The sequence below is a fragment of the Streptomyces rugosispiralis genome, from assembly GCF_024505145.1.
Taxonomy (GTDB): domain Bacteria; phylum Actinomycetota; class Actinomycetes; order Streptomycetales; family Streptomycetaceae; genus Streptomyces; species Streptomyces rugosispiralis.
On sequence record NZ_JANIAA010000084.1, the window covers coordinates 1 to 11,337 of the forward strand.

The 11,337-nt window shown below is 74.2% G+C and carries 10 protein-coding genes; 3 read left to right on the plus strand and 7 right to left on the minus strand.

Translation table 11 applies throughout. The features are described 5' to 3' along the window. Window positions 1–157: 157 nt before the first annotated feature. The 7 genes from NP777_RS45995 to NP777_RS46025 form a co-directional block, all read right to left on the minus strand. Complete coding sequence (locus NP777_RS45995) at window positions 158–1,144, minus strand: tetratricopeptide repeat protein (protein ID WP_020868546.1); 987 nt, start codon at window positions 1,142–1,144, stop codon at window positions 158–160. Window positions 1,145–1,384: 240 nt separating this feature from the next. Further along, a complete protein-coding gene (locus NP777_RS46000; RefSeq protein ID WP_308405407.1) occupies window positions 1,385–2,650 on the minus strand; it encodes an HD-GYP domain-containing protein in 1,266 nt (421 codons plus the stop codon). Window positions 2,651–3,402: 752 nt separating this feature from the next. Continuing rightward, entirely contained in the window at window positions 3,403–4,851 is a 1,449-nt protein-coding gene (locus NP777_RS46005) for an HD-GYP domain-containing protein (protein WP_256656169.1), read from the minus strand. A 216-nt stretch (window positions 4,852–5,067) separates the two neighbouring features. Continuing rightward, window positions 5,068–5,397 carry a mycothiol system anti-sigma-R factor gene (gene rsrA, locus NP777_RS46010; RefSeq protein WP_256656170.1) on the minus strand — a complete coding sequence of 110 codons (330 nt, stop codon included), beginning with the start codon at window positions 5,395–5,397 and terminating at the stop codon, window positions 5,068–5,070. Further along, entirely contained in the window at window positions 5,394–6,083 is a 690-nt protein-coding gene (locus NP777_RS46015; protein WP_256656171.1) for a sigma-70 family RNA polymerase sigma factor, read from the minus strand. The genes rsrA and NP777_RS46015 overlap by 4 nt, the downstream gene beginning before the upstream one ends. A gap of 320 nt (window positions 6,084–6,403) precedes the next feature. Then, window positions 6,404–7,090, minus strand: a complete 687-nt coding sequence (locus NP777_RS46020) for an alpha/beta hydrolase family protein (protein ID WP_256656172.1) — start codon at window positions 7,088–7,090, stop codon at window positions 6,404–6,406. Then, window positions 7,090–7,908, minus strand: coding sequence for an SOS response-associated peptidase (locus tag NP777_RS46025; RefSeq protein WP_256656173.1), 819 nt, complete (start codon window positions 7,906–7,908; stop codon window positions 7,090–7,092). Before NP777_RS46025 ends, NP777_RS46020 begins: the two co-directional genes overlap by 1 nt. A 48-nt stretch (window positions 7,909–7,956) precedes the next feature. Between NP777_RS46025 and NP777_RS46030 the strand changes: the two genes are divergently transcribed. The 3 genes from NP777_RS46030 (at window position 7,957) to rsgA (ending at window position 11,240) form a co-directional block, all read left to right on the plus strand. Then, window positions 7,957–8,670, plus strand: coding sequence for a M50 family metallopeptidase (locus NP777_RS46030; RefSeq protein WP_069873083.1), 714 nt, complete (start codon window positions 7,957–7,959; stop codon window positions 8,668–8,670). A gap of 173 nt (window positions 8,671–8,843) precedes the next feature. Then, window positions 8,844–10,220, plus strand: a complete 1,377-nt coding sequence (aroA, locus tag NP777_RS46035; RefSeq protein WP_256656174.1) for a 3-phosphoshikimate 1-carboxyvinyltransferase — start codon at window positions 8,844–8,846, stop codon at window positions 10,218–10,220. Window positions 10,221–10,232: 12 nt separating this feature from the next. Further along, complete coding sequence (gene rsgA, locus NP777_RS46040) at window positions 10,233–11,240, plus strand: ribosome small subunit-dependent GTPase A (RefSeq protein ID WP_256656175.1); 1,008 nt, start codon at window positions 10,233–10,235, stop codon at window positions 11,238–11,240. Window positions 11,241–11,337: the final 97 nt, after the last annotated feature.

Below are 11,337 nucleotides of genomic sequence, written 5' to 3' on the forward strand. Positions count from 1 at the left end.
TGGGCCGTCCGGCCGGGGCCCGGGGCGTGGCCCCACCACGCGGCGGAGCCGCATATCGATGCTTCGGGAAGGGGCGGGGAGGGGAACAGCCCGCCGCAGGCGCCACGATCCGCCGGACGTCCCAGGACCGCCAGTGCAGCCGCCAGCCGCCAGGCGGTCAGCAGACCTCTTCCAGGTCCCGCCACTCACGCGTGTCCGGACTGTCGGCGACCCACCCGTCCAGCAGCCCCCGCACCAGCCCCCCAGGCGCCGCGATCCCGCACTCGCGCTCGGGAACCCACAGCGAACCCGAGCCCGCCATCCGGTGGCCCAGCGGTCCGGGGTGGCCCGGTTCGCTGTGGTCGTGCGGGTCCAGATGCTCGCCCTCGCCCTCGTCACTGGGCATCCGGCTCTCCGAGCAGGAACGGCACAGCAGCCGCACCGACGACGACCAGTCCTCGGCCGCGAAGCCCGCGTCCGCCGCGAGCCGCTCCAGGGCGTCCCGGTCGGCCTCGGTAGCCGCTTCCAGCAGCACCACCCAGGTCGGCACCGGCGACGGTGCCCACAGCTCGATCTCGTCGAAGACCGGGTACGCGGGGCCCGCGGAGGTCACCCGCTCGCCGTGCGGCACACCGTCGTGGAGCACCACCTCGCCCCAGCGCCGCCCGGACGACGGCAGCGGGATGGACAACACCTCGATCCGGGCCGGGTCCAGCCGGCGGCCCCAGACCACCTCGGCCTCGCCCTCCGGGGACAGCCGCACCGCCGCGCTGCCCAGCTCCATGCCGAGCGGCTCACCGGACGCGGACGCCTCTCCGGGCACCTTCAGCCCGTACGCCTGCCAGGCGCGGCGGGCCAGCGGCCAGTCCTGCAGCGCGGTGGCCGCGATCCCCACGTTCCACCAGTCCGGAGCGCCCGTCTCGCGGTCCAGCAGCGCGACCGCCCGCAGCCCCGCGGCCCGCGCCTGCTCCCAGTCGTGCCGGAACTTGTGCAGCAGCGCCAGGTTGAACCAGGACTCCGACAGCCACGGCTCCAGGTCGGCGGCGCGGGTCAGCAGCGCGCCCGCGTCCTCGTACCGGCCGTCGCCGATGAGCGTGAACGCACGGTCCGTGGCCTGCCGCCATGAGGCGGACGGCCGGTGCCGTACCTTGCCGAAGATCTTCACGATTCCCGCCTGCCGGTATCGAAGTCGTCCCGTACCAGATGCCTTCGCGGACGGCGTCGCCCTCCCTTGAAGACAACCTGCCACACATTCGCGGACATCTCAGCCCGACCCCTCACCCTGCGGCCGGGATGCGACGCCCACCACACCTCCTTGCCACCGGCCATCTGGCCTGGCACCCCTCTCCTCGCATCCAACCATGCCCCTCGGGAGGCCCGCTCATTACCGGCGAGTTATCAGTTCTCACCGGGGGCGGCCGTAAACCCCGCGCGACAGCACCGTGGCGAGCGCCTCGACCACGGCCGGGTCGAAGTCGCGCGCCGTGGCCAGCCGCAGCCGCTCCAGGGCGCGCAGCGCGGCCGCCCCGGCCGCTCCCTCGGCCGCGGGCCCGCTCACCAGTTCGGTGTACGCGTTCACCGCGCGCACGATACGCGCGGCGAGCGGCTGCTCGCGGTACGGGTCCGCCTGGCGCTCCACGACCAGCGCCACCTCGGCGGGTACCCCGGTCTGGCGTACCACAGCGCCGCCGAGCAGCGCGATTTTGCGCTGCTCGGCGGCGGGCAGCGGTTCGGTGGCCCCGGCGGGCACCGGGTCCACCAGCGACAACTGGCCGATGTCGTGCATCAGCGCCGCGTACTCCAGCACGGTCAGCCGGGGCTCGGAAAGGCCCAGCTCACGCCCCACCGCCCGGCTGAGCCCGGCCACCTCGCGGGCGTGGCCCGTCGGGGTGTACCCGGCTATCTCGGTCGACCGGGCCAGGGAGGCGATGGTCTGGCGGTAGGTGGCCCGTATCCCGGCGTAGCGGCGGTAGGAGTACTGGATCAGCAGCAGCGGCACCGCCAGCACCGGCACCGGCCACAGCCCGGCGACGGCCACGGTGAGCGCCATCACGGTCGCGGTGGCGCACACCGCCGCCCCCACCCCGGGCAGCGACCGCAGCTCGTCGCGGAGCAGCGGCCCGTAAGGCCAGCCGGTACGGGCGCGGGCGAGGGCGGCGGCCAGGACGGCGTCGCACAGGGCGGTCAGGGCCAGCAGGGCGAGCAAATAGCCGACGAGGGACGGACCGTGGCCGAGCCAGTCGGCCAACCGGCCGGTCCGGTGCAGCGGTTGGAAGCAGACGGCGGCGAACGCGGCGGTCAGCACCCGGCGGGCGGTGTGCCCGGGGTCGACCGGGCAGCCGAGCGCGAGCGGCGCCACCAGCCCGGCGAGCGACGCGGCCACGACGACGGTGACCACCTGGAGGACGCCATGGCTGGCAGGCGCCCCGCCGAGCCGCCCGAGCAGGGCGTATCCCAGGGCGCCTGCGGCGGCGAGCGGCGCGGGCTCACCGCGCGGATCGGGCACTCCCCCGCCGCCGCCCGGCAGCGCGGGCGGCGCCTCGACGCACCGGATCGCCTCCCCCACGGCGATGAGCGCCCCAAAGGCCAGCGCCGCCTCCGCCTGCCGCACCCCGTGCCACTCGGTCCACACCAGCGCCACCACGGCAAGCGCCCCCGCCGCGCCATACACGGCGACGACCGTAAGGCCGCCATAACGCCCCCGGGATATGCGCTCCCGTCCCTCCTCGCGAGCGGCAGCGGTCGCGGCCCGTTGACGGCGGCCGCGGTGGAGGGCACGCGCATGCCGCTCGGCGATCCGGACGAGGGCCCGGGGGGTGCCTCTCGAGCTGGGGCGAACCGCCCTGGCGGGCCACCGAGCCGCGCTTTCGTCCCGGCCCCGCGAGCCGTAACGCCTCGGGACACCGATCCCGCCCCTGCCCGAGGCGCCCGGGGCTTCCCCGGACCCCGCGTCGGCTGACCCGGAGCCGGACCGAGACCCCCGGTCGGGGCCGGGGAGGCCCAGGGCCCCCGTCCCGCCTCTGGCCGAGATGTCCGGGGCTCGCCCGGCCTCCGCGTCGCCTGGCCCGGCCCCGACCCGAGGGGGCCGGTCGGGGCCAGGGCGGTCCGAGGCGCCCGTCCCGCCTCTGGCCGAGCTGCCCGAGGCTCCCCCGGGCCCTCCGTCAGCCGACCGAGGGCCCCGGTCGGGGCCGGGGCGATCCGGGGCGCCCGTCCCGCCTCTGCCCGAGGCGCCCGGGGCTTCCCCGGACCCCGCGTCGGCTGACCCGGAGCCGGACCGAGACCCCCGGTCGGGGCCGGGGAGGCCCAGGGCCCCCGTCCCGCCTCTGGCCGAGATGTCCGGGGCTCGCCCGGACTCCGCGTCGGCGGGACCGGGGACTCGGGCGGAATCGTTCGTGCCGGGTGTGGTGGGGTCCTCCGTGGGGCTCATGGGTCACCGCCGGGGCCGCCCGTGCCGGGGCGGGGCCCGCTGGGGGCGTCCGACGCGCCCGGGGCCGCCGCGCGTACCAGGGGCGGGGCGGGGTCCGGGAGGGCGTCTGCCGGGACGTTTCCGCGCTCCTCGGGGGCGTCCGCGGTGACCGCCGCGTGCCAGCCGTGGCGGTCCAGGGCGCGGGTGAGGGCTCCCACCATGCGGGGGTCGAACTGCGAGCCCGCGCACCGCCGCAGTTCCTCCACGGCCGTGGGCACCGGCCGGGCCCTGCGGTACGTACGCGTCGAGGTCATCGCGTCGAAGGCGTCCGCCACGGCGACCACCCGGGCGAACTCCGGGATCTGCGCCCCGGCGAGCCCATACGGATAGCCGCTGCCGTCCAGCCGCTCATGGTGGTGGAGGATCGCGGCCCGCGCCTCGCCAAGGAAGCCGATGCCGCGCACCATCTCGTCGCCGTACTCGGGGTGGAGCTCGATCACCCGGCGCTCATCGGGCGTCAGCGGACCGTTTTTGCGCAGCAGCCGGGTGGGCACGCCGAGCTTGCCGACGTCGTGGAGGATGCCCGCGATGCGCACCGCCTCCAGCCGGTCGCCGCTCATGCCCAGCTCGCGGGCGATCATCGCGGAGGCGCGGCCGACGCGCTCGCTGTGGCCGCGGGTGTAGCGGTCCTTGATGTCGACCGCCTGGACGAGGGCCCGGATGGTGGCCTGGTGAGCGGCGCTCTCGCGGCGGTAGAGCACGAAGCCGCAGGCGCAGACGTACATCGGCAGCAGCACCAGCAGGGCCGCCGCCGGTCCGTAAGGGCTGCGCCACAGCACCGCCATGGCCAGCCCGGCGGGCCCGTGCACCAGGTACGGGGCGAGGGCGCCGGGCAGCCGTCCCCACCAGGCGGCGCGCGGGGACTGCCGCTCGGCGGTGACCAGCACCCCGCCCTCCAGCGCGATGGCGGTCAGGCCCAGGACGAGCGCGGCGGCCACGGCGGCCGCCAGGGCGTACGGAAAGCCGGGCGCAGCGGAGGACGACGTCTGCCCCGCGGGGGCCTGAGTGCCGTCACCGAGGGCCCAGAGGGCGCCGAGGGTCCCGGGGCCGTCCAGGGCCGCGAAGGCGCACGAGGCGGCCCAGACGGCCAGCGAGAGCCGTGCGGCGCGCCAGGCCCGCCGCGCCCCGGCCGGGGGCCGCTCGACGCGGGCGAGCAGCGCACCGGGCACGGCGACCAGCGCCGCGGCGGCGGGCGGCAGCAGAAAAGCCCCGGCCAGAAGGACGGGGCTGCACCATTCGGGCCAGCGGCCGCGCACCCTGGAGCCGACCGCGTGCACCGCGGCGAGCAGGGCGGCCGTGGCCCAGGGAACGGCCGCTCCGGGCCGTACGGCCGGGGCGGCGCAGTACGCCCCGGCGAGCACGGCGCACAGGACATAGGCGCGTGCCCCGTGGGGAAGTGCCCGCACGGTGTCCTCCTCCCCATCCATGTCCATTGCGCCGCCCCTCTCGGGCGGGGCGAATCAGGTGGTTGGGGAGCTTAGGACGAGCCGGGGCGTATGGGATCGGAGGGACTGTCCGATTACACCCCTTCGAGTGATGATCTGATCACCGAGGGTGGGAATGGGAACGCGCCAACTCGATTGACGTTCGACCGGGGATCCACTGGGGCCTGAGCCCCGGGGTCACTCCTGGGCGCTGCTCGGCGCGCTGCTCCGCGCGTTCGTCTCCGTCGCGATCTCGCGCTCCGGCACCGCCTGCCCGGAGCGGATCAGCTCGATCCGCCCCATGACCTTCGACCGGAGGTCGGTGGGCACGTCGTCATGGCCGCAGCACCGCTTGACGAGCTTCTTCACGGCCTTCTCGAGGCCGTACTTCTCCAGGCACGGAGAGCACTCGTCGAAGTGCACCTCGAACTTGGCGCAGTCGCCGTCCGGCATCTCGTGGTCGAGGAACTCGTAGAGGTGGTCGAGAACCTCGGAGCAGTCCGTCTCATGCGGCTCTCCGCAGCTCATGAGTCCGCGCCTTTCCGATCGTGCGACTCGTCCGCCACGGCGCCCGCGCCCGCCGGGACCAGCCCGCGCCCACGGGCGTAGTCCTCCAGCAGACCGCGCAGCTGGCGGCGCCCACGGTGCAGGCGGGACATCACCGTACCGATGGGTGTACCCATGATGTCCGCGATCTCCTTGTACGCAAAGCCCTCGACGTCCGCGAGATAGACCGCGATGCGGAACTCCTCGGGGATGGCCTGAAGGGCCTCCTTGACATCGGAGTCGGGCAGGTGGTCGAGGGCCTGCGACTCGGCGGAGCGCAGACCGGTCGACATATGCGACTCGGCGCGTGCGAGCTGCCAGTCCTCGATCTCCTCGGCCGCGCTGCGCTGGGGCTCCCGCTGCTTCTTGCGGTACGAGTTGATGAAGGTATTGGTCAGGATGCGGTACAGCCACGCCTTGAGGTTGGTGCCCTCGCGGAACTGGTGGAAGGACCCGTACGCCTTGGCGTAGGTCTCCTGCACGAGGTCCTCGGCGTCGGCCGGGTTACGCGTCATCCGCAGCGCGGCCGAGTACATCTGGTCCAAGAAGGCAAGGGCGTCCCGCTCGAAGCGCGCGTTCCGCTCCGAGGACGACTCCTGCGACCGCTCGACCGGCTCTCCCTCGGTCACGCCGTCGGTACCTGCGTCGGTCCCAGTGACCTGACCCACCTCCTCCAGCTTCGTGTCGGGTCCGGATGCGGACCCGCTCGAATCGGAGAATAGACGACGATCCGGTGCGCCCGCCGCTTCGATCTTCACGGCCTGCGCCGCCTGCAGCTGAGACCAGTCCAGGTCAGCGGCGCGTGGACGGGCCGGGCAAGCAAGCGAACCCATGCGGGGGACTCCCTTTCCTCGTATTCCGCGTATCAGTGCCTCTTACACGGTGAGTACCGACAGCCCGTTCAACACGGATCCCTCCCATCGCATTCCCGCCCCGGCGCCCCCGGCCAGGGGTGCCGGGGCGGCGGCCGGCGGCCATTGCCCGACGATCAGCCCAGGGCGCGCGGCAGCCAGTCGGTGACGGCCCCGGTGATCAGGGCGAGCGCCGCGGGCTCGTCGAGGTCCGCCGACTTCGGCAGGCCGAAGACGTGATCGCCGTACGGCACCTCCACGAGCTCCATGGCCGCGGGCAGCTCCGGGAACTCCTCCGGCCGCCCGAACGGGTCCCGGCCGCCCTGGACGATCAGCGTCGGCACGCCCGTGGCCAGCAGCTCCTCGGCCCGGGACCGCTCCGGCTTGCCCGGTGTGTGCAGCGGGAACGACAGCGCCAGCACGGCCTTCGCGCCCAGCTCCGTCGCGGTCCGGCAGGCCACCCGCGCCCCGGCGCTGCGGCCGCCCGCCACGATCGGCAGCCCGGCCTTCTCCAGCGCGGGCCATACGGCACGCCATCCGGTGTCCAGGGTCGAGGGCGCGGGCGCGACCTTCTTGCCCGCCACCCGCCACGGCTGCTCGACCAGCGCGACGCTCACCCCGAGCCCGGGGAGCGCCCCGGCCAGTGCGCGCAGGTCCCGCGCGTCGATGCCCCCGCCGGCGCCATGACTGGCGGCCAGCAGGGCATGGGCGCCGGGCGCGTGGTGCCAGGTGATCCGGGCGTCCCCGGCCGGGGTCGCCACCATCTCGGTGGTGACCTGGGGTTCTGTGGCGACCCGAGGTCCATCCGGCTTCTTCGCGGCCATCAGAACAGCGTGCCCTCCTCCGGGGCCTCGAGCTCGTCGAGCAGCTCGGGGCCGTTGTTACGGACATCACTCACCCCGGTGGCCACCGGGTACGCCCGCAGCAGCCCGGAAGGCGGCGGCGCCAGCAGCGGCAGCAGGTCGTCCGGGTCGGTGCGGCCCGGGTCCAGCCAGGAGGCCCAGCGGTCCTCGGTGAGGACCAGCGGCATCCGCGGGTGGATCTCGGCGAGCGAGCCCGGCCCCTCGTCCCGGGCCGCGCCCCCGAAGGGCTCCTTGTCCGCCTCGGTGGTGATCACCGTGCAGGTGACCCACCACGCCCGGGGGTGCTCGTCCGGCAGCGTCCGGTCCCGCCAGAACTCGTACAGCCCGGCCATGGCCATCACCGAGCCGTCCACCGGGGTCACGAAGTACGGCTGCTTGCGGGGCCGCTTCCGCTTGCCCTTCTCCTCCAGCTGCCGCTCGCCCGCCGCGGTGACCCACTCGTAGTAGCCGTCGGCGGGCAGGATGCAGCGCCGCGAGGCGAACGGGCGCCGGTAGGACGGCTTCTCGTGCACGGTCTCGGCCCGTGCGTTGATCATCTTGGCACCGCCCTCGGGGGACTTCGACCAGGACGGCACCAGCCCCCACTTCAGCGCCCGCAGCTGGCGAACCGGGCGCGGTTCGGCGGCGTCCTTAAGGGGGCGTTCGAGCACCGCGTACACGTCCTTGGTGGGCGCGACGTTCCAGTCCGGCGCCAGAGTCTCATCCGGCTCCCACTTCTCCACTCCGAAGAGCCCGACGAGATCCTCGGGCCTCCGGCTCGCTGCGTATCGACCGCACATAGGTGCCACACTGCCACGACCCCTAACGACGCGAGGAGCCGCCCGCACATGGACGCAACGAACGCCGCCGATCTGTGGGACCGGGTGACCGGCGCCCAGCCCGACCCCACCACCTGGTTGGTCGTCTCCACCGGCGTGATCGCGTTCGCGGTCGTGGTCTTCCGCACCGCCTGGCGAATAGCCCGTAACGCCATCACCATCGCCCACGAGGGCGGCCACGCCCTCGTCGCCCTGCTCAGCGGGCGGCGGCTGGACGGCATACGGCTGCACTCCGACACCTCGGGGCTGACCGTCTCGCGCGGCAAGCCCACGGGCCTGGGCATGATCCTCACCGCGGCGTCCGGCTACACCGCCCCGTCCCTGCTGGGCCTCGGCGGCGCCTGGCTGCTGGCGGCGAACCACATCACCTTGCTGCTGTGGGGGACGACGGCGCTGCTGGTCGCGATGCTGGTGATGATCCGCAACGCGTATGGCGTCCTTACGGTCGTCATCAGCGGGGCCGCCTTCTTCCTCGTCTCCTGGCTGACCGGGCCGGACGTCCAGGCCGGGTTCGCGTATGCCGTGGTGTGGTTCCTCCTCCTGGGGGGCGTGCGTCCGGCCTTCGAGCTCCAGCGCAAGCGCCGTCACGGCGGCGCGTACGACTCCGACCCCGACCAGCTCGCCCGGCTGACGGGCATTCCGGCCGGCGCCTGGCTGCTGCTCTTCCACGTGGTCTCGCTGTGTTCGCTGCTCGCCGGAGGGCGCTGGCTGCTGGGGCTGTGACCCCCGCCGCTGGGACCGTGACCCCGGGCCGCTGGGACCGTGACCCGCGTACGAGCGCCCGGCGCGCCACCACCGACATCACATGGGCGCGTTGTAGCAGCGCCGTGTTTCGACTGGGTTTCGCCACTTTCGATCAAGATTGGCACTCCGGGCGAACCACTAAAGTGAGACCCATGACCGGCATTGAGACCTCCCCGGACGACCACACCGCCCTCTGGCCCGCTCCGACCGCCGATGGAGCGGTCGACGCGACCGTCACCGTGCCCGGATCCAAGTCGGTTACCAACCGCGGTCTGATCCTGGCCGCGCTCGCCGCCGAACCCGGCTGGCTGCGCCGCCCACTCCGCTCCCGCGACACCCTCCTGATGGCCGCCGCCCTGCGCGCCATGGGCGTCGGCATCGAGGAGACGGTGTCCGACGGCGCCCTCGGCTCCGGCGGCCCCTCCGGCGGCGGAGAGGCCTGGCGGGTCATCCCGGCGGGCCTGCACGGCCCGGCCACCATCGACGTCGGCAACGCCGGCACCGTGATGCGCTTCCTGCCGCCGGTCGCCGCCCTGGCCGACGGCCCCGTCCACTTCGACGGCGACCCCCGCTCCCACGAGCGCCCGCTGCACGGCGTGATCGACGCGCTGCGCGCCCTCGGCGCCCGCATCGACGACGACGGCCGCGGCGCGCTGCCGATGACCGTGCACGGCGGCGGGGCGCTGGACGGCGGCCCGGTCCGCGTCGACGCCTCGTCGTCCTCCCAGTTCGTGAGCGCGCTGCTGCTGTCCGCGCCGCGCTTCAACCAGGGCGCCGAGGTGCGTCACATCGGCGCCGCGCTGCCCTCCCTGCCGCACATCCGGATGACCGTGGACATGCTGCGCGCGGCGGGCGCGCGGGTGGACACCCCGGAGGCGGGCGGCGAGCGGGGCGTCTGGCGGGTGGCGCCGAGCGCGCTGCTCGGCCGCGACCTGGTCGTCGAGCCCGATCTGTCCAACGCGGCGCCGTTCCTGGCCGCCGCCCTGGTCACCGGTGGCCGGGTGACGATCCCGGACTGGCCGGAGCGCACCACCCAGCCCGGGGACGAACTGCGCCGGATCTTCGCCGAGATGGGCGGTTCCTGCGAGCTCACCGACACCGGTCTGACCTTCACCGGAACGGGCCGGATCACCGGGATCGACGCCGATCTGCACGAGGTCGGCGAGCTCACCCCGGCGATCGCGGCGGTCGCGACGCTGGCCGACTCCGAGTCGGTGCTGCGCGGCATCGCCCATCTGCGGCTCCACGAGACCGACCGGCTCGCCGCGCTCGCCAAGGAGATCAACGAGCTGGGCGGGGACGTCACCGAGACCGAGGACGGCCTGCGGATCCGCCCGCGCCCGCTGCACGGCGGGATCTTCCACACCTACGAGGACCACCGGCTGGCCACCGCCGCCGCCGTCCTCGGCCTGGCCGTCGACGGCGTGCTGGTCGAGAACGTGGCGACCACCGCCAAGACCCTCCCCGACTTCCCCGGTCTGTGGACCGGCATGCTCGACGCGACGACGACCTCGGCGCGGAGATCCTGAGAGCCTGGACTCATGCGCCGCTACGGCAAGCACACCGACGAGGACGACGTTCGGGTCCGCCCCAACCGCAAGGGCAACCGGCCGCGCACCAACATCCGCCCCAAACACGAGGACGCCGCCGAGGGATTCGTGCTCACGGTGGACCGCGGCCGGCTCACGGTCCTGGTCGAGGACCGCACCATCACCGCCATGAAGGCCCGCGAGCTCGGCCGTAAGGGCGTCGTGGTCGGCGACCGGGTCGCGCTCGTCGGGGATCTCTCCGGCGACAAGGACACGCTCGCCCGGATCGTCCGGGTCGAGGAGCGCTCCTCCGTCCTGCGCCGGACCGCCGACGACGACGATCCGTACGAGCGGGTGGTGGTCGCCAACGCCGACCAGCTCGCGATCGTGACCGCCCTGGCCGACCCGGAGCCGCGTCCGCGGCTGATCGACCGGTGTCTGGTGGCCGCCTTCGACTCGGGCCTGGAGCCGCTGCTCGTGCTCACCAAGTCCGATCTGGCGCCCGCCGACGACATGCTGAAGACCTATGAGCCGCTCGGCATCCCTTATGTCGTCACCAGCCGCGACGAGCTGGCCGACGGCGACGCCGCCGACCGGGTGCGGGAGCGGCTGACGGACCGGATCACGGTCTTCGTCGGCCACTCGGGCGTGGGCAAGACGACGCTGGTGAACGCGCTGGTGCCGGAACGCCAGCGGGCCACCGGCCGGGTGAACGCGGTCACCGGCCGCGGCCGCCACACCACCACCTCCGCGCTCGCGCTGCCCCTCCCCGATGCCAAGGGATGGGTGATCGACACCCCGGGTGTGCGGTCCTTCGGGCTGCACCACGTGGACCCGGCGCGGGTCATCCACGCCTTCCCGGACCTGGAGCCGGGCACCGAGGGCTGCCCGCGCGCCTGCAGCCACGACGAGCCGGACTGCGCGCTGGACCAGTGGGTGGCCGACGGCCACGCCGAACCGGCCCGGCTCTACTCCCTGCGGCGGCTGCTGGCCACCCGCGAGCGGCGGGAGGGCGACTAGCGGTGTCCGGCGGTACGCGTACGCCTGCGGCGGGCCGTTCCCCTCCCCGCCCCTTCCCGCAGCATCGATATGCGGCTCCGCCGCGTGGCAGGGGCTC

What these genes read in the sequence shown, in the direction of transcription:
- rsrA (WP_256656170.1), bottom strand. Translation starts at nt 5,397, where the DNA reads ATGAGCTGCGGAGAGCCGCATGAGACGGACTGCTCCGAGGTTCTCGAC.
- NP777_RS46020 (WP_256656172.1), bottom strand. Translation starts at nt 7,090, where the DNA reads ATGGCCGCGAAGAAGCCGGATGGACCTCGGGTCGCCACAGAACCCCAG.
- NP777_RS46025 (WP_256656173.1), bottom strand. Translation starts at nt 7,908, where the DNA reads ATGTGCGGTCGATACGCAGCGAGCCGGAGGCCCGAGGATCTCGTCGGG.
- NP777_RS46030 (WP_069873083.1), top strand. Translation starts at nt 7,957, where the DNA reads ATGGACGCAACGAACGCCGCCGATCTGTGGGACCGGGTGACCGGCGCC.
- aroA (WP_256656174.1), top strand. Translation starts at nt 8,844, where the DNA reads ATGACCGGCATTGAGACCTCCCCGGACGACCACACCGCCCTCTGGCCC.
- rsgA (WP_256656175.1), top strand. Translation starts at nt 10,233, where the DNA reads ATGCGCCGCTACGGCAAGCACACCGACGAGGACGACGTTCGGGTCCGC.